We start from the raw sequence: 23049 nt of genomic DNA, 5'->3' as shown, positions 1-23049 counted from the left end.
GCGGCGATGCTGCTGGTGTTGGAGAGGGGCGAGCCCGGTAGTGCCTATAATATTGCGGACAGAGGTTATCAAATGACAGTACGGGAGTTTGCAGAGCGGACTGCAGAGACAGTGGGATGTAAGGTGGTTTTTAAACTGTCAAGTGGTATGGAAAAAAAAGAGTATTTCAAAATTTCTAGACAGGTGCTGAATGCAGAAAAATTGGAAAAACTCGGATGGACTCCTGTAAGCGCCCACGCAATGAGTGAAACAATAGTAACCTTAAAGAGCTACAGTCGGTGAGGAGGAAAAGATATGGAGTTGGGTAGTTCTTCTTTCCTTCATAAATTAGTAGGGAAAAAACTAATTGCATATGGAACTGGCCATGCAGGAAAACTCATTATACCATTTCTAGCAAACTCAATCCAGGTCCAACTGATAGGTGTAACTAATAGTAAAGTACAGGACAGCTTTTGTATGGCCTATTTGGATACCGGGTTGCCGCTTCGCAGTTTGCAGGAATGGGTACAGTTAGAGCCGGATGCATCTGTTTTAATTACAGCATTTCGTGGGTATGATGAGATTTATGATATATGCTGTAGAGCGGGGTTTCAAGAGGTCATCTTTCCTCCATTAGAGTTAGTAGAGGCCAGTATGCAGGCAATGGAAGATTTGGCAGAGTCACGTATGCTATCGGATTTAGATGCATTGTGTTTGGCAAACGAGATACGGGATACACATAAAGAGACTTTTTCTAAGTTTAAAGGATGTCATAAAGGGCAGTCAGTGGCGGTAGTGGGATGTGGGCCTACATTAAACTACTATTCACAGATAAATGGAGTTGTTCATATAGGTACTAATTCCAGCTTTTTGCGGGATGGATTAAAACTGGATTACTATTTTTTGTTCCATTTTGTACATGAGTGGTGTAAAAAGCTGCAGAATTACGACTTTATCAAATTCTTTGGTGTAAATCAAAATGACCGGATTAACGATAAGATTCCAGAATATATGATGGAATCTGAAAAAACAGGAAAATTCTTTTTTTCTCCAATTTTTAATCGATTCCATGCAAATATAGAATACTACCCTTTAATGGGGTATCTATCCATAATTTTTCCCGCATTGCAGTTTGCACTTTATACAAGGCCGAAACGAATTTATCTGGTAGGGTGTGATTGCAGTGTGGATGGTCATTATGACGGAAGTATGCTTAATGCCCATATCAATGAAATCCAGGTGCCTATATGGATAAAGGGATATGATTATCTGAAAAAGATATGTTTAAGGCATTACCCAGACACTGAAATTATATCAATAAATCCTGTTGGGCTAAAGGGAATATTTCATGATGTCTATACAGAAAATTATTTATCGACACATTGTGGATTGAAAAAAAATGAGTGCGAGATTTTAAACGTATAACATCTTCGCAAAATTAACAGCATTTTACATGTTTTGACAAATAATATATTTAAAAAATAAACAGGTGATGGTAAAGTATGATAGGAAAATTTGATAAAAGCAAAGAAAATGATAAGCTATAAATTTGACTAACCATATGGCAAAATAGTGCGGAGCAAAGAAGAGTGTGAAATATTTATGCTAATTCTTGTACAAGCTTAGGACGTGAAGGATTATGGAGAAACTGATTTTAATTGGAGCAGGTGGATACGCTAAATCTGCACTGGACTCACTGGACATTTATAACTACAGGCCCGTAGGATTTATCGACTCTTTCGTTGAAAAGGCGGAACATGTGGGATATCCTATTTTAGGGAAAAACTTGGATGTCATTCACAATCCAGAAAAATATACATATTTCATATCTATTGGAAATAACCACGACAGGAAGCACTGGTATGAACTTTTGAGACAGCGGAATTTACGTGTAATAACCATTGTGGACCATACAGCTCTAGTATCTCCTCACGCCAAAATAGGACATGGGTGCTTCATTGGGAAGTTTGCAATTATAAATAGTATGGCCTCTATAGGGAACAACTCCATAGTCAATACAAAAGCGCTAGTAGAACATGGCTGCTATGTATCTGACCATGTAAACCTATCGACAAACTCGGTGATAAATGGAGATGTGCATGTAGGTACTGGAAGTTTCATTGGAAGCTGCTCTGTTGTTATCGGACAGAAAATAATTGGGGATTGGTCTACAGTTGGCGCAGGTGCCGTTGTTACAAAAGACGTGGGGGAACGTATGACAGTTGCAGGGATTCCTGCAAGGATTATAAAAGAAGAGAGTGTTCCTGTCTAATACTCAAGCACATGATTATCATGTAAGGAAGGTTAAAAGATATGGGAAGAATTAAGATTGTTGCGGAAATTGGATGCAATCATAATGGCGATAAAGAAATAGCCGGGGAAATGGTGCTCCGGGCTAAAGAATGTGGAGTGGATGCAGTAAAATTTCAAACATTTCAAGCAGGGGAATTGATATCCAGATACGCACCCAAAGCCGAATACCAAAAAGCTACAACTGGTACGGAAGATTCACAATTAGAGATGACGCAGAAATTAGAACTTTCTCATGAGGACTATCTAGAGCTAAAGCAATATGCCCTAGAAAATGAACTCGAGGTTTTTTCTACCCCATTTGATATGAGCTCCATTGACTTTCTGTACGCGAGTGGACAGAGCGTATGGAAAATCCCATCTGGTGAGATTACCAATCTTCCCTATCTTCAAAAAATAGGTGCGCTCAAATGTGAAAACAAACAGATTATTCTCTCTACAGGTATGGCCACAATGGAGGAAATATCGAAGTGTATAGCAATACTTATAGCCGAGGGGACATCTGAGGGGCAGGTAACACTGCTGCACTGCAATACAGAATATCCAACACCGGATATAGATGTAAATCTTTTAGCTATTGAAGATTTAAAGGCGGCATTTCCTTCTTGCTCTGTCGGATTTTCAGACCATTCAGTAGGAACGGTTGCGGCAGTTGGCGCTGCCGTTTTAGGAATCTCCATGATTGAAAAACATTTTACCCTAGACAAAAATTTACCAGGGCCGGACCACAGAGCCTCTGCAACACCTGAAGAATTAAAGTATCTATGTGACAGTGTCCGCCGGATAGAAACAATGGTGGGGACAGGCCAAAAGACGGTGACAGATTCAGAGAGGAAGAACAGGATTGTTGCTAGGAAGTCTATTGTCGCAAAGCGGCGTATCAATATTGGAGAAGTTTTTTCTGAAGATAATTTAACCTGTAAGCGGCCTGGAAACGGTATAAGCCCAATGGACTGGTTTAACCTGTTGGGTATGAAGGCAGAATGCAGCTTTGAAGAAGATGAACTGATAAAACATGAGGGATTTCCTTGGCAGATACCATAGATAAATTGAAATGGGGTGCGTTGTATGGTCTGCTATATTGATTGCCGGACTGACCAGCGGTTGTCTAGTAATTTTTCGACACTTAATCTATGCGGTAAACCGGTATTTGCTTATGCCATTGATACGGTGGTAGAGGCGTCCATTTTTGAATCAATAGTTGCAGTTACAGAATCGGAATATGTTGCACACCAAATACATTGCTTATATGGGGATACTATTTATATAAATCACGATTTTAAAAGTCATATTCAGGGCGAGGCCTTCTGCGTGGTATCCGGGAGGGCTCCCTTTCTTTCGCCCCACACTTTACAAACCGCATATGATAGGTTTTGCATAAATGAAACAGCTTTATGTTCTGTAGTAAGGCTTCAGGAATTAGATTTGACTCCCTTCTTTGATATAGCAGTTTGTGTGGAATTTATTTCAGTAAATGCGTTTTATTTCTGTAAAAACATAAGTGATAGAACAGCTTTAGAGAAATATGAGCTTAGTAAAACCGAGGGATTGGTCATCAATGATGCAAATGATTTTGAATTTGCTCTGGTGCTAAAAGGAAAGGAGAAAAAGCGGACTATCCTTGATGCAGCTATACAAAAGCGCATTACAGAGAAAGAAGATATGATACGCGGAAGTATTGCTGGTCCTTCCATATGTTTTGTTGGACATTCTCAGATAGATAATTGGAATATAGAATTAATAAGTGGTTTTAAAGTATGTAATTGTGGTATTAGAGGTATCTCCAGTTTGGAATATAAAAATTTGATATTGGCAAAAGGAATGTTAAATTGCTGTGCTGATATGTTTCTGGTGATGCATGGTACAAATGATATAGTGGGCGATTTTGATTTAAACAAAGTGTGTTTAAATATTGCTGATACGGTGCATTACATAAGAGTCTATAATGATTCAGCACCAATTATGTTTTTAGAGTGCGCTCATGTGAATGGACGTATGGACCGTGATAATAACAAGATTGCAGAGCTAAATTTACATCTAAAGCAAAGGCTTCAGGATGTGATCTGGGTGAGTCTGGAAGAACTAGATGACCAGTTTGGAAATCTAAACTCTGAGTACACTGAAGACGGCTTACATTTTAACGCTCGTGGATACAAATGCCTACAGGGGATTGTAGAGAGAGCAATATATGAAATTGGGTGAAGTTATGAAAAGGATTGCTGTAATACCGGCCCGTTCCGGCTCAAAAGGCCTATGTGACAAGAACATTATCGATTTATGCGGGGAACCGCTTATGGCTTATTCAATCAAGGCTGCACTAAAAACAAATCTTTTTGACGCAGTTATTGTATCCACAGATTCAAAAAAATACGGTGAGATAGCAGAAAGTTTCGGAGCTGAGGTCATGTATAGAGACCAGAAACTATCCAATGATTGGGCTTCGACCTATATGGTATTGGAAGATTTTCTAAATAGGATTGAGCTCTGGATAGACTATTTTGTTCTCTTACAGCCTACATCCCCTATGCGTAACGACACTCATATTAACGAGGCGGTACATCTTTTTGATGACCACATTAGTGACTATGACTTTTTGGTTTCTGTGAAAGAGGCAGAACATGGGCAGTCTCTTGTAAAGCCAATAGGTGAAGATGGCAGCTTAAAATACTTTAATGAAAATTATGCGGATTATAGGAGGCAAGCTCACGTGGAATATTCGCCCAACGGGGCAATTTTTATGGGGAAACCTAAGGAATATTTACAGCAAAAGCACTTTTTTGGGCCAAGAAGCCTGGCCTATAAAATGTCTAAGTTAGATTCTATTGATATAGATGACGAAATTGATTATGAATTAGCTTGCTTGTGTATGCAGAAGAGATTGGAGCTATGCTGTAAATGAAAAAGTTCAATGTAGCATTTGCAACGGGCTCCCGTGCAGATTATGGGATTGTGCGCCGTTATCTAAAGCTGTTGGATAAGGATGAGAGAGTATCTTTAAGCATTCTGGTAACTGGAGCGCTGTTGGATGAAAAGTATGGACACCAAGTCGATTTGATATATGGAGATGGATTCCATATTGGGGCAGAAGTTAAGGTGTCGTTGGATTCAAGCTCTAATGCAGCGATACTGCATACGATGGCTGAGGTTTTAGATAAGTTTGGCAGATTCTTTTCAGAATATCCGCCTGACCTTCTAATTATCTTGGGAGACAGATATGAAATGCTGTCGATAGCAATTGCCGCAGCAATGCAAAGAATCCCTATCCTGCATATCCATGGCGGAGAGGCCACATATGGAAATTACGATGAATTTATCCGCCACGCCATTACAAAAATGAGTTACTTCCATTTTACAGCAACAGAAAAATATAGGCAGCGTGTGATTCAGTTAGGAGAAGACCCGGAGCGAGTTTTTAATTTGGGTTCTTTAGGCGCGGAAAACTGTCTATATATCGATACTAAAAATGTTCCAGAAGAAATCAAAAAGATGGATGCACGAAAATATTTTGTCATATTGTTTCATCCGGAGACATTAACAGGAATAAGTCCGGGAAAACAAGTGCATGAATTACTGTGTGCGCTTGAGGACTTTCCGGATTATAAGTTTGTATTTCTCGGGTCAAATGCGGATACTCACTCAGATGATATTCGGGACAAAATCAGGAAATTTGTAGACAAAAATGCAAACACGGTATATTACGAAAACCTGCACCCCGATGCGTATCATCTTCTTGTGAAAAATTCTGCAGGATTAATTGGGAATTCGTCATCAGGAATTATTGAAGCTCCTAGTTTAGGTGTATATACGATTAATATTGGTGACAGACAGAAAGGCAGGGTTAGAGGAAATAGTGTGATAGATACAGCTTGTAGGAGCGATGAAATTCGTAAATATATTCGGGACATTTTAAAGCTTCCTTCTAAGGTAGACGAAATAGATAATCCGTATTATCAAGCAATGGCGTATAAGCGATATTATAAAGAAACCCTTGATATATTAACGGTAGCAAAAGATAACTGCGGTGTGAAAGCTTTCTTTGATATATTATGAATGAAAATATTTTGCGGCAATTATAAAGAGAAAGCTAGATTTATGTTTCCGCATGGCAATATGAGTGGGAGGCTGTAAAAAATGAAAATAACAGTTTTTGCAAGCAATCATCCGATACACTTAGACATATCAAAGCCTCTATCGCTTATAGCTGGAGATCTTTACGCTATAGAGGAATGTAATACAATTTTTCCAAAAGAGAAAAATGAATGCTTCAAATCTTTTTCAAGTGCGCCTCAAGATAAAAGTAAAGAGTATAGGTATAGCAAAAATTCGGATTTTGTGGATGAGGTTGCAGAAGAATATATAAATTCAAGCTAAATTCTCAGAAGAATTTATATTCAGCAAACTAAAACAGATTGCATAAGTGAAAAATCATATGTGGAGGAAACATAATGAAAATACTATTTGTTGCCTATGATAATGACTCGTATATCACATGGTTTCCGCAGGGGTTAGCGTACCTGGCGTCGGCAGTTCGAAATGCAGGACATGAGGTGACGATATATCAATAAGATATTTATCATTGGCCAGATGAAAATTTAACAGAATACTTAGATCAGCATGATTATGACGTAGTTGAAGTAAGTGTAATCGGCGGATATTATCAGTATAAGAAGCTACTTAAATTGTCTAAAGCAATTAACGCCTCAAAGAATCGTGAATATTTCAAGTTTACTATCGGAGGACATGGACCGGCAGCAGACCCAAAGTATTTTTTAGAGAAGACGGATGCAGATGTTGTGGGCATTGGAGAAGGAGAAATCACCTATGTGGAATTATTGGACGCCTTTTCTGGTAAGCGCACGTTAGAGTCTGTTGACGGGATTGCGTTCATCAATAATGATGGGGTATATGTAAGGACTAAAACCCGAGAATTAATACAAAATGTTGATGACATCGCTTGGCCAGCGTGGGATTTGTTTGACATGAATTATTATGCACTATTGCGCGAACCGCATATACAGGGTAATGAGCGGTGCCTGCCAGTTCTGTCAGGGCGCGGGTGCATATTTGCCTGTAACTTCTGTTATCGTATGGATAAGGGTTTTCGTCCTAGAAGCGCGGAAAGTATAATAGCAGAAATAGAATTTTTGAAAAGTAAATATAACATTAAATATGTCATTTTCTCCGATGAACTGCTCATGAGTTCCAGAGAAAGAACGGTAGAATTATGCCAGGCCTTCATTGACGCGAAACTCAATATAAAGTGGTCTTGCAATGGGCGTTTGAATTTTGCGGACATAGATGTTTTAATGAAAATGAAGGAAGCTGGCTGTGTTTTTATAAACTATGGAATAGAGTCTTTGGACGATAAGACTTTATTTGTCATGCATAAAGGGCTTACACGCAAAATAATTACACGCGGCATTGAAAATACACTAAAAGTAGGTATTAGTCCCGGGCTGAATATCATATATGGCAATATAGATGAACCACTTGAGGCAATTGATGAAGCGGTAGAATTTTTGTTAAAATATGATGACCATGCGCAACTGCGTACTATACGACCAGTAACACCTTATCCAGGAAGCGAACTATTTGACTATGCAATCGAGCATGGCTTATTAAGAGATACCGCAGATTTCTACGAAAACAAGCACACAAACTCCGATTTGCTGGCAGTTAATTTCACAAAACATTCTGATGAGGAAATATACAAAAAGTTATATGAAGCAAATATGCGGCTTATCGATTGCTACTTGGAAGTCCAAGCGGAAGCTTATAAGAAAACGTGCGCGGAACTATATTTTAACAGAGATTCCACTTTCCGTGGATTTAGACAAACTTAATTGTAGTAAGCGATGTATAAGAATTTAAGGTAAATACGTACTTGCCTACGATCATCCTTACCAGTTCCTTGCTGTCCAGCTATTAGCCGTGCAGAAGCTTGGGCTATCTGGCGTTACAAGCCACGGCTCTCCACCGCCTATGGGGATGGCATAAATATGTGATACGGCTGACGGCCAATTCCATTTTATCTGAGGAAACCACATAGTATTTGTTGTACTGGTCACCGTCAATCAGCTGTTCACGGTACATCCGGTCAAAGTACTCCTAATCGACAATCTGAGGAATATTAAGGCTCAATTTTGATAATACATACTCGGGCCAGGAAAGGCAACACTTTCCAAAGTGTTGCCGCCTATGCTGCTGAGAGGGCCATAAAGCTGAACTTTCATTTCATATACAGTGCTCTCAGGTCGCCTATCACACCAAAGTTAAAGGGTCAGCGTCCATCCGCAGTCGCCGTGGTAGACCATCTGCCGGGTCATGCCGCCGTCAATACAGATGTTTTCGCCGGTAATGAACCCGGCCTTATCCGAGCAGAGAAACAGCGCCATATGGGCGATATCCATGGGGTTTTCCACCCGTCCTGCCGGATGCTGAAGGGCATCGGGGCCGGTATACTGGGTATTGCCGTTGTCAATCCAACCTGGGGAAATAGAGTTTACCATCACCCTCCCCGCCAGGAGAAACCACCATAGCGTGAGTCAGTGCTAAGACACCCCCTTTTGCCGCCGTATAGCTCTCGGCCTGAGGCTGGCTCATGCGGTCCCGTGAAGAGAAGATATTTATCACCGCTATGCCGGGAGCAAAGTGGGGCAAAAGCAGCTTGGTGAGATAGAATGGCGCGGTGATGCCCACTTGCAGGGCGTTATGGATGAAGTAGTCCACATGGTCGAAATCCTGGATAACTTTGCCCACAAAGGCAGTTAAAGTTTGTTCATCGCCGATATCGCCAGTAAAATAATCATTTGGCTGCTTATCGATAATACATACCGACGTACCCTGGGCTCTGAATTCCTCTGCTATAGCCTTTCCAATACCTTGCACGCCGCCGGTTATAACGGTTACCTTGTCTTTGAACATATCTTTTGATCTCCTATAATTTATGATTTAGGTGACTTTGCGTACTCTCAACGAGCATAAGATGATGGCAAAAGTGACGGCGAACACATCGCACAAGGTTAGCTCTGTGAGGAGTACTGTCAGCCTTCCGGCAAGTTATGCCGCTGCGGGATACTTCTCCCCCAATTCTTCCCGATATACTTTCATAAGAGCATACGGACAGCTTTTCCATTCTCTAGTGACATATCAGCTTACCTGAGTTTTTCAACGATTCGAACTTGGGACACATTCTTAATAAGCAAGGTTACTTTTTCCTGATATATTCCGCGATATCCTCAAGGGAACAGTCCAGCGCGTCACAGAGCTTGTCCAGCGTCTTTGTTTCTATATTTTCATTCGCCCGGAGCCGCCGGATCGTTTTACTGTCAATGCCACACTTTTCCCGAAGTGTGTAAGTGGACATGCCTCTCTTTTCCATAGTGCTCCATAGCCGGTCAAATACAATCATCTCTATAACCCCCATATAGAGTCAACATGGCCTTTCGGGTAAGTCAGAAAGCATAACAAAGGCAGTGCCAAAAGCAGCACTGCCTAAGATGGTAAAAAGAACGGACTATTTTGTAGAGGAATTTCTAAAACTACAAAAGAGGGCAAGGGGTAATCAAATCTTGTGTTCCCGTAAATCGTCAACAAGGAGCTTAATGTGTGAAATTTCGTCCGCAGTCAGCCCCGTAACATCAATGACGGAAAGGCTGTCCTGCTCAAACACATTGCGCCCCAACAGATAATCTACACTCACATTAAAATAATCGGCAATTTTCTCAAGCATCTCAACGGAAGGCATGATATTCCCATTTTCCCAATTACTGACACTTTGTTTTGTTACCCCTAGTTTATCTGCCAACTGCTCTTGTGTAAGCTGCTGGCTGCGCCGCAGAAACCCTAATTGATTTGCAAACATAGGCCACACCTCTTTCTAAAAGAGATTATGACCTATCTGAAGGGTTTTTCTAAAATACTTGTATTGCAATATTTGACGAATCGTGTTAAGATAAAACAAATCCACCGCTAGGTTTTTATATCAGCTTTCTGATAGAGCAAAAGCAGCTAATAAATCCCTAAGCATTGACTTTGCAATTTCATATTTTTGGGGTGAAAGCCGTTGCAGGCGTTCAGTGATCTCGTCTGTTTCAGCGCCAGCAATGTTTCCAAAGAGAATGCGGTCACTGGGGATAGAAAGAACGGTACAGACCCGTTGTAGCGTGAGTAAAGATATTCCCACTACACCCCGTTCTGCGGCGGAAAGGCTTTTAGAGCCTATGCCAATCATTTCAGAAAATTCTTCTTGCGTAAATCCGGCCCGTTCACGCTCACACTTTATATTAGAGCCAATTTTTACATCCAGTCTTTTCTTGTCATTCAAGTCAACACCACCTTACACCATTAGTTTATGTAATGTTTGTCTTGACTTAAACGCCTTAGTGGATTTATAATATATCGTGCTAGTAAAACGAATTAAACGGAAAGCATCGTTATTGATAGAAGGCGGGAATGTGATTGAAAAAGCCTTCCATGCTGTCCGGCATGGGAGACCTCTCACTTTTCTTGAATCTGTTTATCCACAAAAACTCGTAGGAATTGATTAAGTGCCTCACGCTCTCCTTTTGACAAGTTGGGAAATTTAAGAGTGTATTGATTATCCAGCCCTACAAGGTAGTCGATAGAGGTTCGCAAAATGATTGCTATTTGCTTTGTTCTATCCAGTGATGGAATTTGTACATTGTTCTCATAGCGATATATAGTCTCTTTACTTACTCCCAATTTTTGCGCGAAAGCATTTCTTGATAGTCCGCGCTCCTCACGGAGTTGTCGAAGTCGAATGCCAAAATCATAGACCTGCTCATCATTCATAAAACCACCTCGCTAAACCGCAATTATTATATCGCACAGACATAGACCCAATACGACACTAACAATCGTGTTTTTAGTCGAAATGCGTTGACACATTTCGGCGATCTATGATAGAATATAAATATAATCTACAAAAAAGGCACCCCAAAATCAGAGTGCGTTTACAATAATTATGAATTTAATCGTTCTATCATCAATAGAACTGCTTCTAAATTTTCATCTGACATCTTTTTGATACCATCTATAATCTTTTTAGAGAGATAAGGATTACTAAATTCATCTGTCTCGTCAAAGAAATCTCGTGGAGTGACACCAAGCACTTCTATAAGATACAGCAATTCCTTTACAGAAGGTTGCGAGTAGCCATTCACAATGTTATGGACATAATTCTTACTGTGTCCAAGAACATAGCTTAATTGGTACTCTGATATATTCCTTTTTACTCGCAACTCTGTAATTCTTTGCCGCACATATTCAATATCCATCAGTTAAAACCTCTCCAGTATATTTCTATTATACACAGTGCAAGAACCGGATAGGTGCATAACTGGTGTGTATTTTTTGCCATATATCACTTTAATTAAGTGATATATGGCATAGATTGCACGCCCAGCGAGTCTGAAATTACAGTAAGCAAAAGAAGTTGTACCAAGGAGGGGAAATTGTCATATACGACCGTGTTCAGATAAAGCAACGGCATTATGGTATTGGAATGGATAGAAAAAGGCTGAAAGCTACCATTACGGAGCTTTACAGCCGTGGAGTTGTACATTGTGATAAGGAATGGTGAGCCAGAAGATAAAGACGGCCGGTACTGTACAGGTTCTTCCACTATAATGCGTCCCAAGATGTGCCTATTGACAAAGTATCCACATTTTGGGAACAAATCTGGTTTTAGACAAGAAAAAAGACGCCTTCCGGCGTCAGTCCATGCTTCTTATCGTCCTTTTGAGATTCAAGGCCGTGGGAGAAAGGAGGCAGTGGTTCTCCACTGCCTCTAAACCTCGTCGTAAGACGCGTGCCATGTTGTGCCCCCACTTCTGCGCGGCAAAAGTACCTTCGCACCAGATCTGCGGAGCTTGAGCGCCTCCCGTATTCCGGTTTCCACTGCCTGGAGAAATGCCGCTGAACAACAGGCTTGAAATAGCTATCCTGGAGTTTTCTGGCGCCGGCCTTGTCCGTCTCATTTAAACACTTTTGCCGCAAAGGGCAGCTGCCGTTGTCTTTATTGTCCGCCCAGTGTTCCCAGAACAGCCCACTCCCGCTTCAATTCAGCTTTCGTGCGGTCATGGGCTGGCTGGGGCACGACAAAAAAGTCAATGCCAAGTTCCGCCAACACCCCATGGGCCAGCGGGAAGTCATAGGCGGAATCTGTCGCCGCAGCTTGCAAGGGTACGATATTTTACTCTAACTGCTCCAGGCAAGGCCGGGAGTCATGCACATCCCCCGGCGTTACGGTCACGGCGGTGATAATGCCATGATCCGGGTCGGTGGTCTGATGGGACAGATAATAAAACCCATTGGCTTGTCAGGCCGCTTCATGTAGCCAGCCTCCGGGTCCGTGCGGCTCACCTTCTTGCGGGAACGCCGCCTGTCCTTTTGACCTGCTTTGTCCGTCCCGCCCGGCGCTTTCCCGTCTGCCGTTTCAGTTCTTCCAGCCCCTCCTCCTAGTAAGCGTCCAGCCGTTCCTAATAGTTCCCGGCCTCTTCCTGTACGTCAATCTCATGCTCCGACGCTCGGGACACGTTGGCCTTTACATGGGTGGAATTCGTCACCGCCAGCCACCCGCTCACCAGGCCACTCTGTACGCACTGCCTCACCACTTCCTCAAACAACCGCCGGAATATCTTCCGAAACCAGGGTTTCCGCCGCAGCTGAGAAATCGTACTATGATCCGCCACACTGTCAAACAGATCCAGTCCCAGGTACCAGCGAAGAGTTACGTCTGTCCGGATGCACTGTTCGATCTGCCGCTTAGCGGGGATGCCGTATAGAAAACCCATCAATAAGTATTTTGCCAACATAACAGGATCGATAGGAGGACGGCCACTTCGCTGGTGATACGGACATGCAGTTTCTTCATAAACAAAGGAGAAGCCATGTACAGCATCCAACTTTCGAAGAAGGTAACCGGCGGGCGCCAGATCCTCTATTGTAATGACGTGTATTTTCAGCTGCATAGACGTCTCCTCCTGCTCATTCTGTCTTCACTGCAATCCGTATCTTGCTGTAATCGTAACCTACTTCATCCAGTATCCGCGTTGTCAATATGCGCAACAACGTCTCTGTATCATAATGTGTTTCCACATATAGGGCTTCATCTATTTTTATAGGACTGCGCATTTTCCCGGTTTCGCTGCCCACCAATACACGATTCCGCCCTAAAATTTTTCCCCGAAGATCCATAAGCGCCTGCCGTCTCGTTGAACTTTTACAGCAATCTTTCAGAATTTCTTCCATAACTTTTTTCCACGTTGGACTTTCTATTCTCTCACCTCCTGCAAAGACCACTCCTGTTGGACGTTTTCCTTTATATATACCAGTTCCAGCATTCAAAGGATAAATGCTCTCATATTCTCTTACCGGTACATTCTCTCTTTCAGAAACTGTCTGTCCATCTGTGCGTAGTTTTTCAATTGTTTCCTCAATCTTTCCGTCAATTTCTAGAACCAATTCCTCTTTTAACTTTTGAAGTTCCAGCACTACATTCATTTTTTATCCTCCTTATTTTTATTTTGTAGCACGTGCTAATTGTATTGTACAATAACTTCTCCTTCTTGTCAATACCAACTTTGCCAACAGGCCCTCTTTGTGTCAAAGCCGGGGCAGGCCACAGGGCGACACTGTAAAAAGTGCCGCCCTTTTTTGCTGTCAAAAATTTTAAGAAATGGGAGGGAGTTCATGCAAACACAGCCAAAGTATCAAAGCGAAGTCAAAACCGTTGTTATGGGAGAGCGGACAATCACTATCAAAAACCTTACCCCCATTCTCCTTCCGAAGGAACGGGAACAGCGCAAACGTGAAGTAGAACAAAAGCTGTTTGACGTGTTCAGCAAGTACGCCGGACAGCGCGTGTAACCTATCGACATCCTTGTGACATGGGGCCGCCCGAGGTATAATATAATTGTAGGTTGGCTCCCGTTTAACGGAAGGGAGCTAATTATGGATAATAGAATAGATGCGATTTATGGGCGGCAGTCGATTGACAAAAAGGACAGCATCAGCATTGAAAGTCAATTTGAATTTTGCCGTTACGAGCTAAAAGGCGGTGAGGCGAAAGAATACAAGGACAAAGGGTACTCCGGCAAGAACATTGAACGGCCCGATTTCCAGCAGCTCTTGAAAGACATCAGAACCGGGCTTATCCGGCGGGTGATTGTCTACCGCAGGATCAGCCGCTCCATCGTGGATTTTGCAAAGCTGATGGAGCTGTTCAAACAGTACAATGTGGAATTTGTTTCCTGCACCGAAAAATTTGATACATCAACCCCGATGGGCCGGGCGATGCTCAATATCTGCATCGTGTTTGCCCAACTGGAACGGGAAAGCATCCAGATGCGTGTGACGGACGCCTTTTATTCCCGGTGTGCCAAGGGCTACTATATGCGGGGCCGCGCTCCATACGGTTTTGACACGGAGCCCATCGTGATGGACGGTATCAAAACAAAACGGCTGATTGAAACCGCCGAGATGGAATACGCCGAATTGATGTATGAAATGTATGCGGAGCCCGAAACCTCCTACGGCGATATTACCCGGTATTTCACCGAAAATGAAATTCAAGTGTACGGGAAAACGCTGAAACGGGGATTTTTGGCGCAGCTCCTGCGTAACCCGGTTTACGTCCAGGCTGATATGGATATTTACGAACACTTCAAAGCCCAGGGCGCGAAAATCGAAAGCCCCCCGGAACTGTTCACGGGTGATTATAGTTGTTACTTATACCAGGGCCGGGAGGGGGAGGAAAATATTCTTGTTATCGCTCCCCACAAGGGCCGTATTCCCTCGGTGCTCTGGCTGAACGTCCAGCACAAGCTATCCCAAAATACCACGTTCCAGAATGGCCGGAAATGCCATAATACATGGCTGGCCGGGAAAATCAAGTGCGGGTGCTGCGGATATGCGTTAGTAGGTCTGAACGCCGCAAATGGGGTGACGTACATGAGATGCAGACAGCGCGTAGAAAACAAAAGCTGTCCGGGGCCCGGAACGCTGACACGGCACGAGCTGGAAAAATCGGTCTATAATGAAATGGTTAAGAAGATGCGGGAATTTCAGACGTTGAGGGGCGGCAAGGCGGAGGGCTATAATCCAAAGCTCACCGCCGCCCGCGCCAAACTTGCCAAAATTGAAAGCGAGATTGAAAAGCTGATTGACACGCTGACCGGTGCAAACCCTCTCTTGTTACAGTACGCAAATAACCGCATTGAAGAATTGGACGCAGAACGGCAAAAACAGTTAAAGCTGGTGGCCGACCTCACCGCTAATTCTGTTTCAACCTCTCAGCTTGATAGCATATCCGGCTATCTCAAAAACTGGGACGAGGTTAGTTTTGACGACAAGCGGCGTGTTGTGGATACGCTGATTTCCAAAATCGAGGCTACCAGCACCGAGCGCGTGATACACTGGAAAATCTAAAAATTTTTGCTTTGTATTATGCCATTGTCAAAGACGGTTTGCTGAACATGGAATACATGACGATTTGAAAGAGACGTTTTACTCTACAAGCAGGTTAGTTGCATTTCGGGAAATATTTGGGATGTAGTAGTAGATTTGCGTAAGGACAGCCCAATGTTTCGGAAATGGCAGGCATTTGATTTGACAGGAGAGAATTGTAACCAAGTTTATGTACCTGTCGGGTGCGCTCATGGCTTTTTGACCTTGGAAGACGCGGTCGTGGTATATAAGTGTGGGGAGGTGTTCTATCCTGAGGGGGATGAGGGAATTGTATGGGACGATCCTGATATTGGAGTGGAGTGGCCGCTGAAGCTTGCCAGAGGCCGGGAAAGCTTGACTTTATCGAATAAGGACAGACAGCTTCAATCCTTTGAAAGATTTGTTGATATTTATGGCGGGTTTTGATAAATATGAAAATTTTTTATGTGATGCTCTGTCGCTTGACCCACACGCGACTGCGGAGTTGTGCCCATGTGTAATAATAAGCAAGTTAGATATATGCGGTTCTTAATTTAGCTAGTTCCGGCATAGTATTAAGTTGATTGGTTAATCCCTCTCAAAAATGGCTAAAATCATAACCACCTGTTTTATGGGTGGTTATGATTTTCTATCTGAACCCTCTGTTATTGAAGACTTGCGTTGAAAGAACATTAGGTTTCCATCTATTCCTCGTCAGCATATACGAATTTCACTGACTTGAGTCGAAGTGTACCATGCTTCCGTATCACCTTCACTGTGCGCTGCTCTCCAGGAAGAATTGCGATTGCCGCAGAGTACTTCGCTCAACTCTAAAGCCGGGTCGGTAAGGGGAGAGTATTTTTCTTCGTTTCTGTCCTTGCAGCAGCCAAACATAGGATATGGTATAGCCTTCTCGTTTCACCTGTTCCAGACGGATTTGCTTCTTGTAAGCAGAGGTTCCCACACTAACCGCAATTCACTTGACTTCCATTGAATCATAGCATATACTTAATATATTATAAAGAAATCGCCAAAATGGAAGTGACTAAAATGCTGCTTCTCCTGGAAATCAAACGCAACCTGCTACGTACCCCTGCCCGCACGCTCATAACCGCATGTCTGGCCGCGCTGCTGGTGTGCAGCATAGCTTTCTACCTGCGAAACATCCAGGTTACGCAGCAGGCCCTGGACGAGCTCTCTGTGCAAATGCCGGTTCAGGCGCGCATTATTACTCCAGACGGCTCGGCACACCGCAACCTGCGTATTTCAACTGAAACCTTTGATGCTCTGGCTGCCCAGGATGTCCGGGACGTGCTGTGCACCTCTGCCTTCTCCTTCTCATTGCAGTCGGTGGACGGTAAGCCGGATGGCGGGGCCATGCACGTGCACGCCGCCAATGCCATATCCGCCATGGACAGCCTTGAGCCGGAAGGCTTTACTTATCTGGACGGCTGGGACGAAGGGTTCCTGCTGGCGGACAGCCCTGTCTGCGCTGTAGAGAGCTCCTTTGCCAAAGAGCACGGAATAGAGCTGGGCAGCGACATAATAGCGGACGTCTGCGTCATCAGTCGTGAGGAAAGTGACGTAGGCGAAGCAGGGAAGCTCATAGAGGTTGCAAGCCCGCATATAACGGTCGTGGCGCTCTATGAAGCCCAGTATACAAAAATGCAGGGCGGCTGGAACGCCTGTGCCCCAATTGGGTGGCTTCGAAGCGTTACCGAGGCCGCCACAGACAGCGAGGGCAAACCGGTCAAATTCTATTATGATTCCGCCAGCGCGTACATAAAAAGCCCCAGGGAATTGAACAAATTCAAAGCCGGGATGAACGAAAGGGGCATATATGAAATGAGCCCCATACGCAGGAGGGACAGCAGTCTTTTGATTGGAGATACGCTTTCCGTCGATGACGAAATGTATATTAAAAATTCCAGTGAACTAATTGAGAATTTAGCCACATATAGTTCCTTCCAGCTTCCGTTTTTTGGGGTGGTGGTGACTATTATAGCGCTTATCACCTTTCTGTCCCTGCGCAGCTATAGGCGGGATATTGCCATCGCAAGCTCTTTGGGCCGGCAAAAGCTTTTGAATGCTGCTGCGCCTTTCTTTAGTACGTTAATTGTTCAGGCACTGGGATGTTTTTTAGCGCTTTCAGTAATAGGGCTTATCGTAGGTATGGCGCCCACTCTTGCTGGTACCATTATGTGTACATTTATGCTCTGCGCCGCGACAGGTACTGCCCTTGCCCTTCTGTTCCTGTTCCGTTTCGACACGCTTGCACTTCTTACTAAGACTGACTAAAAGGCGGTAAGAAAATGTTTTTATTGAGTATCAAGCAGTTGTTTCGCACGCCCTTAAAAGCCCTTCTCTTCATTCTTCTTCTGGCTGCGTCCACAACGCTGCTGGTTTTCGGCTCCGTATTGTTTATAAAAACCAATATGCGCATAAATCAGGTTGAGGATACATTTACCACCATTGGTATGGTTAGCCAGCTGCCGTCTTCCACAGAGACCGTAGTTTCTGAGAACGGCTGTGATAGTATTGACACCGCCAGCTATGATTTTTACGACGAGCTGGTGACTTTGGACATGCTGGATTTTGAGGGTGCAAACTACATCGTTCCGCCCGAAAACCGCGTATGCTATATTGCGTCCCCGTCTTTCTATAACAAAAGTACCGCAAATAAGGGAATAAGGCACCTCAGTACAGGCGCCTCCCAATGGGGAGGCCTCCGCCAAAATTCCACCATAGTGGCTGAAATCATACCATTATACGACAGCCTGGACGGGCAGCCTGTGCAGGCCCGGACAGGCAGGGTTCTGTTTGGCTCCCTTCACAGCGGTCAGGAAATCAATTTCTGCCCGCACCATTCTGCCGGGACCGCCGGCCTTGAGAAGGGCAAGAAGTATATGGCCTGTATGAAGGCTGAGCTCTGTGCAAAGCATGACACCATAGAATATGTGCCAATGGGTATACCGTATTCATCGGAGTATGGCGTGGATGGTACCCCTATCAAAGACGGCGTTATTCCGAATTTCCATCATTTTTGGCAGACTCCGGAGGGCGCCTGGGTGATAAACCATGAAGAAGGGGGCTCTCCCGCAGACCTTTCAGGTATGCAAGTCCAGTTCCAAAATGAGGAGGATAAGGACTTTTCAATGGACCGGTGGGAGGAATGGGCCGGGCTTTTGCTGGATGAATGTCTTTATTACCCTATCATTGCTGTAAACGACTTGGACCTCCTTCCCTCGTTCCATTCCGGGAATATTCAGATTATGACGGGGCGTTCCATTACCCAGGAGGAATTTAGCAGCGGGGCAAAGGTATGTCTCATTCCGGATGGATGGACTTATGGCAACAAGTTTGCAGCCGGTGATTCTATTCTGACGCTCCCTCTGTCTGTTACCTTGCGTGATTATCCGCTCAGCAAGTTTAACTCAGCCGACTCAAGCAGCTTCTTCCAGCCCTACAGTTTTTTTGACAAAAATGGCGAACAATACTCCCATTTCTTCACCGGTGATTATGAGGTGGTGGGTACCTACTATATCAAAGACAAGAGCTTCTTCGGCACCAGTGAGGTGGAGCTGACCACAAGCACCATCATTATCCCCGCAAATTCAGTGACCGCGCCGGATGTCAACCTGGCCTACAGCGGCCCACTTAGAAGCACCAATGTATCCTTTAAAATACCTAATGGCAGCATAGCCGAGTTTGATAAAAAGCTGCGGGAGGCTGTTCCCCAGGCGGAGATGCTGGACATTACCTACGACGACAACGGCTATGAGGTCATCATGCCCTCGCTGAAGCGTACACGGGTCGCAGCTGTTCTTCTCTGTGGTATAGGCGGCGCGGCCCTGCTGGCGGTAATCATTTTCCTGCTGTACTTCTTTATTGCCAAGGAGACCCGCCGTACCGCCATTGAGCGCGGCCTGGGAATGAGCAGACGGCAGTGCTATATATCGCTGGTGTCGGGCATACTTGTGCTTGCTCTGGCAGGCGCCGTACTTGGGACCGGCCTGGGGCTGGCCATGATAGGCCGGTCAGATTTAAAGAGCAATGAAAACGAGGAAGGCATATACTCGGTCTATAGCACCCAGTACAGCGATTGGACAAGCAAGTGGAGCCAGACGGTGGAGTTCATGGAGAGCGATGTGGCCCAGCCGCCGCTTATGCCAATCATATGTGCAGTCCCCGGGGGACTGGTTCTGGTTATTTTCCTGCTGGCCATGGTGATGGTAAGGAATAACTTGAAAGCCGAGCCGATAGAGCTGTTGGGCGGCAGGTAAGTTGTCTGCGTGGACTGTTAGCCCGGCATATCAGCATAAGCCTGTACCCTTAGTATCTGCTTATCTTTGCGGCCATTATGCTGTGTATGACCGAGCAGCTTAAAATGTTATACCCAACATGCGCCCGCAGCATCTCCACCGCAATCGCTGGACGCCGCAGCACAAGCTACTCCAGCCCCATCCACCTGCAAACCAACGAGCTTCCGTTATACTGGCGCACCACCATATCCACCATCTCCGCCGGGGTCTCCCTGCAGTTGCGCTCCAGCCAATAGGCTATCATTGAGCTGATTCCCGCGTTTAAGAAGTTGAAGTGGTACATGGCTTCGCCGTCAATGCCAGAGCCCATGTCCAGAGAGGAGATATTAGCGATTCTGTCCTTGAAAGGTGACGTCATTACCTGTATGAGGTGTGTGACCTTGTTGACCTCGCTGTAATATATCTGGTAAAACTCCTTATACTCCAGTATAAATTCAAACACCCGCTCCAGCATTCCATGAAAGCCGTCATATCCACTGCCCAGCATCCGCTCGCCGCACATTTCAGCCATCTTCAGCTCGACCCGCTCGAATAAATCGTATACGTCCGTGTAGTGGGCATAAAAGGTGGAGCGGTTTATGCCGGCTTTTTCGCATATCTCCCTCACGGTTATCTTGCTTATCTGCTTGCCTCCCAGAAGCATTGACTCGAAGGCCGCCCTTATAATGGCCTCGTCGGTGTTCTGGGAGCGCTTATTATTTTTCGTATTCATAGAGAAACTCCTTTAATGCAACACTTGTATAAAAATTGACGGTTGAAAACAACACTTGTCGGTATTATACTATAGTCATAACAGAAATTCAAGCTGGCGAAAGGAGAAAATCACATGAAAAACGAGAAAATGATGCGGGAAGCCTCCCCGATAAAGCTGCTGTTCACAATGGGCCTGCCCACCATAGTGGTGATGATAGTCCAGGTGCTCTACAATATGGCCGACGTGTTCTTTATAGGCCAGGGCGGCGACGCCATGCAGGTTGCCGCATTGTCCCTTTCTGGCCCGGCGTTCAACATATTCCAGGGCGTCGGCACCCTTTTCGGCGCTGGCAGCTGTACGGCTATAGCTATGGCCCTAGGGCAGGGCGACAGGGAGAAGGCGAAATATTACAGCGCCTTCTGCGCCTGGGGCTCAGTGATAACCGGCCTTGTGCTTGCGGCGGCAATGCTTGTGTTTATGGACCCGCTGCTTGCAATGATGGGAGCCAACAGTGAAACCGCGGGCTTCGCCCGTACCTACCTGTCCATTATAATACTCGGCGTGCCATTTACCATGCTGGGCGGAGGTCTTGGCAATGCTATCAGGGCCGACGGCTCTTCCGCAAAGACTATGCTTATAGCTCTCGCCGGTACATTCATAAACATCCTGCTGGATCCACTGTTTATATCAGTCCTGGGCATGGGCATAGCGGGCGCGGCCTGGGCCACGGTTATCGGCAACGTAGCCACCAGTATTCTTGTCTATAGGCATGTGAAAAAGTCGGACTGTTTCACCATCTCTCCAAAATACCTGAGCCTTAAAAGGGAAATCTCCCTGAGAGTAATAAGCCTTGGCGTGCCCATGGCCCTTGGAACTGTGCTTATGTGTTTTTCAAGTATGTTCTCAAACCAGCTCCTTGTGAAATACGGCAATATAGCGGTTGCGGCAAACGGCGTTGCGGGCAAGGCCGGTATGCTGGTGGGAATGATAGCCATGGGCGTGTGCATGGGTATGCAGCCGGTTATCTCCTACGCCTTCGGGATGGGGGACCGCAGGCGCCTTGGCAGGATAACCCTTGTGACCGGCGGGGCCTCGGCTATTGTAAGCGCTGTCTTGGGGGCGGGCTTCCTCCTTGGGCGGGACGCCTTCATGAACGCCTTTATTAGGGACCCACAGGTCCTTGAGGCTGGGCGCTTCATAATGCTCTCCCTCATAGCCGCGCCTGTGGGCGGCATATACCAGCTCTGCTCCTCCTACCTCCAGGGCACCGGCAAGGTGAGCTACGCAACTATTACCTCACTATTGAGTAAGGGCCTGGTGTTTGTGCCGGTGTTGTTCATAAGCGAGGCGCTGGGCGGCTTCACGGGCCTGGTCTTTGCCGGGGCGGTCTCCGACCTTATCTCAACAGCCATAGGCGCGTGGCTCTGCATGAACTGGGCGAAAAAGTCGGCGGCAGCTAATAAAGTCCCAAATACGGTTTTAGAGATAGCATGACACATTAACTATTGTGCACAATAAAGCAAAAATCCGTTATCGATAATTTTTTATCGATAACGGATTTTTTTGCTTCCATTTTCGATAAAAGTATGCTATTATATAGGCAGTAAAAGTTCCCGCATAAAGACTGCATGGAAAAGAGGTGATGATGATGTCGGACCGATGTGTCTCAAAGCAGACCCTGCAGCGGCTTCCCGCCTACCTTAACTACCTGCGCGGCCCGGGGAAGGGCTCGAAAAAGCACGTTTCGGCTACAATGATAGCCGAGGCCCTGGGCCTGAACGACGTAGTGGTGCGAAAGGACCTGGCCTCTGTGAGCTCCTCCGGGCGCCCGAGAGTTGGATATGTGCGCTCGGAGCTTATAAAGGAGCTTGAGAGGTTTCTAGGCTATGACAACAGCCAGGACGCGGTTTTGGTAGGCGCGGGAAAGCTTGGGCAGGCGCTGATGGCCTATGGCGGCTTTCCCCAGTATGGGCTGAATATCCTGGCGGCCTTCGACTCGGACCCGCGCCTTGACGGCGTGGAGGTTGCGGGGAAGAAGATACTGTCTATGGATAAGCTCCCGGGGCTCTGCCGCAGGGTGGGAGTGCACATCGGTATAATCACGGTGCCAGGGGAGCACGCGCAAGCGGTGTGCGACCAGCTTATAGACAGCGGCATTCTGGCGGTTTGGAACTTTGCCAACGCCCACCTCTTGGTACCCGAGGGGATTCTCGTGCAGAACGAGAACATGGCGGTGTCGCTGGCACTGCTCTCCAACCACCTGAAAGAAGTTTTCAGCACAAAATAAACAGCAAA

At 45.2% G+C, this 23049-nt stretch carries 23 protein-coding genes and 3 pseudogenes; 16 read left to right on the top strand and 10 right to left on the bottom strand.

The features are described from left to right. From D5270_RS14285 to D5270_RS14245, 9 genes and pseudogenes are all read left to right on the top strand, one after another. Nucleotides 1-282, top strand: a pseudogene (locus tag D5270_RS14285) (GDP-mannose 4,6-dehydratase); the annotation flags it as partial. Nucleotides 283-294: 12 nt separating this feature from the next. Continuing rightward, complete coding sequence (locus D5270_RS14280; RefSeq protein WP_166544726.1) at nucleotides 295-1404, top strand: hypothetical protein; 1110 nt, start codon at nucleotides 295-297, stop codon at nucleotides 1402-1404. Between the two features lie 214 nt (nucleotides 1405-1618). Beyond that, nucleotides 1619-2251, top strand: a complete 633-nt coding sequence (locus D5270_RS14275) for an acetyltransferase (RefSeq protein ID WP_166544725.1) — start codon at nucleotides 1619-1621, stop codon at nucleotides 2249-2251. Nucleotides 2252-2292: 41 nt separating this feature from the next. After that, a complete protein-coding gene (neuB, locus tag D5270_RS14270; protein ID WP_166544724.1) occupies nucleotides 2293-3333 on the top strand; it encodes an N-acetylneuraminate synthase in 1041 nt (346 codons plus the stop codon). Between the two features lie 24 nt (nucleotides 3334-3357). Then, nucleotides 3358-4491, top strand: coding sequence for a GDSL-type esterase/lipase family protein (locus D5270_RS14265; RefSeq protein ID WP_166544723.1), 1134 nt, complete (start codon nucleotides 3358-3360; stop codon nucleotides 4489-4491). A 4-nt stretch (nucleotides 4492-4495) separates the two neighbouring features. Beyond that, the gene (locus D5270_RS14260) at nucleotides 4496-5188 is read left to right on the top strand and encodes an acylneuraminate cytidylyltransferase family protein (RefSeq protein ID WP_166544722.1); all 693 of its coding nucleotides are present in this window, start codon (nucleotides 4496-4498) and stop codon (nucleotides 5186-5188) included. Continuing rightward, nucleotides 5185-6339: a UDP-N-acetylglucosamine 2-epimerase gene (gene neuC / locus D5270_RS14255; protein ID WP_166544721.1), complete on the top strand. Its 1155-nt coding sequence runs from the start codon at nucleotides 5185-5187 to the stop codon at nucleotides 6337-6339. The genes D5270_RS14260 and neuC overlap by 4 nt, the downstream gene beginning before the upstream one ends. Nucleotides 6340-6420: 81 nt before the next feature. After that, nucleotides 6421-6660: a hypothetical protein gene (locus D5270_RS14250; protein WP_166544720.1), complete on the top strand. Its 240-nt coding sequence runs from the start codon at nucleotides 6421-6423 to the stop codon at nucleotides 6658-6660. Between the two features lie 197 nt (nucleotides 6661-6857). Further along, nucleotides 6858-8132, top strand: a complete 1275-nt coding sequence (locus D5270_RS14245; RefSeq protein WP_330587536.1) for a B12-binding domain-containing radical SAM protein — start codon at nucleotides 6858-6860, stop codon at nucleotides 8130-8132. A gap of 429 nt (nucleotides 8133-8561) precedes the next feature. Here D5270_RS14245 and D5270_RS14240 read toward each other — a convergent pair. From D5270_RS14240 to D5270_RS14195, 9 genes and pseudogenes are all read right to left on the bottom strand, one after another. Next, a pseudogene (locus D5270_RS14240) lies at nucleotides 8562-9213 on the bottom strand (SDR family oxidoreductase). Between the two features lie 283 nt (nucleotides 9214-9496). After that, complete coding sequence (locus tag D5270_RS14235; RefSeq protein WP_166544719.1) at nucleotides 9497-9700, bottom strand: helix-turn-helix domain-containing protein; 204 nt, start codon at nucleotides 9698-9700, stop codon at nucleotides 9497-9499. Between the two features lie 153 nt (nucleotides 9701-9853). Further along, nucleotides 9854-10153: a helix-turn-helix domain-containing protein gene (locus D5270_RS14230; RefSeq protein WP_166544718.1), complete on the bottom strand. Its 300-nt coding sequence runs from the start codon at nucleotides 10151-10153 to the stop codon at nucleotides 9854-9856. 120 nt (nucleotides 10154-10273) lie between these two features. Next, nucleotides 10274-10615: a helix-turn-helix domain-containing protein gene (locus D5270_RS14225; protein WP_166544717.1), complete on the bottom strand. Its 342-nt coding sequence runs from the start codon at nucleotides 10613-10615 to the stop codon at nucleotides 10274-10276. Nucleotides 10616-10788: 173 nt separating this feature from the next. After that, the gene (locus D5270_RS14220; RefSeq protein WP_166544716.1) at nucleotides 10789-11103 is read right to left on the bottom strand and encodes a helix-turn-helix domain-containing protein; all 315 of its coding nucleotides are present in this window, start codon (nucleotides 11101-11103) and stop codon (nucleotides 10789-10791) included. A gap of 170 nt (nucleotides 11104-11273) precedes the next feature. Continuing rightward, nucleotides 11274-11588 (bottom strand): helix-turn-helix domain-containing protein, encoded by a 315-nt coding sequence (locus D5270_RS14215; protein ID WP_166544715.1) that lies wholly within the window; start codon nucleotides 11586-11588, stop codon nucleotides 11274-11276. Nucleotides 11589-12026: 438 nt separating this feature from the next. Continuing rightward, nucleotides 12027-12290 carry a transposase gene (locus tag D5270_RS17070; RefSeq protein ID WP_279286506.1) on the bottom strand — a complete coding sequence of 88 codons (264 nt, stop codon included), beginning with the start codon at nucleotides 12288-12290 and terminating at the stop codon, nucleotides 12027-12029. Nucleotides 12291-12791: 501 nt separating this feature from the next. Beyond that, entirely contained in the window at nucleotides 12792-13283 is a 492-nt protein-coding gene (locus D5270_RS14200; protein ID WP_279286505.1) for a transposase, read from the bottom strand. Between the two features lie 16 nt (nucleotides 13284-13299). Beyond that, nucleotides 13300-13815: a hypothetical protein gene (locus D5270_RS14195; protein ID WP_166544712.1), complete on the bottom strand. Its 516-nt coding sequence runs from the start codon at nucleotides 13813-13815 to the stop codon at nucleotides 13300-13302. 189 nt (nucleotides 13816-14004) lie between these two features. On the opposite strand from D5270_RS14195, the gene D5270_RS14190 reads away from it, so the two are divergent. From D5270_RS14190 to D5270_RS14170, 5 genes and pseudogenes are all read left to right on the top strand, one after another. Then, nucleotides 14005-14181: a hypothetical protein gene (locus D5270_RS14190; protein WP_166544711.1), complete on the top strand. Its 177-nt coding sequence runs from the start codon at nucleotides 14005-14007 to the stop codon at nucleotides 14179-14181. 84 nt (nucleotides 14182-14265) lie between these two features. Then, nucleotides 14266-15741: a recombinase family protein gene (locus tag D5270_RS14185; RefSeq protein WP_166544710.1), complete on the top strand. Its 1476-nt coding sequence runs from the start codon at nucleotides 14266-14268 to the stop codon at nucleotides 15739-15741. A gap of 99 nt (nucleotides 15742-15840) precedes the next feature. Then, nucleotides 15841-16185 (top strand): annotated as a pseudogene (locus tag D5270_RS14180) (dTDP-4-dehydrorhamnose 3,5-epimerase family protein); the annotation flags it as partial. Nucleotides 16186-16773: 588 nt separating this feature from the next. Further along, nucleotides 16774-18036 carry a hypothetical protein gene (locus D5270_RS14175; protein WP_166544709.1) on the top strand — a complete coding sequence of 421 codons (1263 nt, stop codon included), beginning with the start codon at nucleotides 16774-16776 and terminating at the stop codon, nucleotides 18034-18036. 14 nt (nucleotides 18037-18050) lie between these two features. Next, a complete protein-coding gene (locus D5270_RS14170; RefSeq protein ID WP_166544708.1) occupies nucleotides 18051-20021 on the top strand; it encodes an FtsX-like permease family protein in 1971 nt (656 codons plus the stop codon). 166 nt (nucleotides 20022-20187) lie between these two features. Here the strand turns inward: D5270_RS14170 and D5270_RS14165 are convergent, their stop codons facing one another. After that, nucleotides 20188-20772, bottom strand: coding sequence for a TetR/AcrR family transcriptional regulator (locus tag D5270_RS14165; protein WP_166544707.1), 585 nt, complete (start codon nucleotides 20770-20772; stop codon nucleotides 20188-20190). Nucleotides 20773-20886: 114 nt separating this feature from the next. On the opposite strand from D5270_RS14165, the gene D5270_RS14160 reads away from it, so the two are divergent. Together D5270_RS14160 and D5270_RS14155 are read left to right on the top strand one after the other, a co-directional pair. Continuing rightward, complete coding sequence (locus tag D5270_RS14160) at nucleotides 20887-22248, top strand: MATE family efflux transporter (protein WP_166544706.1); 1362 nt, start codon at nucleotides 20887-20889, stop codon at nucleotides 22246-22248. A 151-nt stretch (nucleotides 22249-22399) separates the two neighbouring features. Continuing rightward, a complete protein-coding gene (locus tag D5270_RS14155; protein ID WP_166544705.1) occupies nucleotides 22400-23041 on the top strand; it encodes a redox-sensing transcriptional repressor Rex in 642 nt (213 codons plus the stop codon). Nucleotides 23042-23049 lie beyond the last annotated feature (8 nt).

The organism is Acutalibacter sp. 1XD8-36 (assembly GCF_009917525.1).
In the GTDB taxonomy this organism is placed as follows: domain Bacteria; phylum Bacillota; class Clostridia; order Oscillospirales; family Acutalibacteraceae; genus Acutalibacter.
This window is presented reverse-complemented; position numbering and strand designations above follow the sequence as displayed.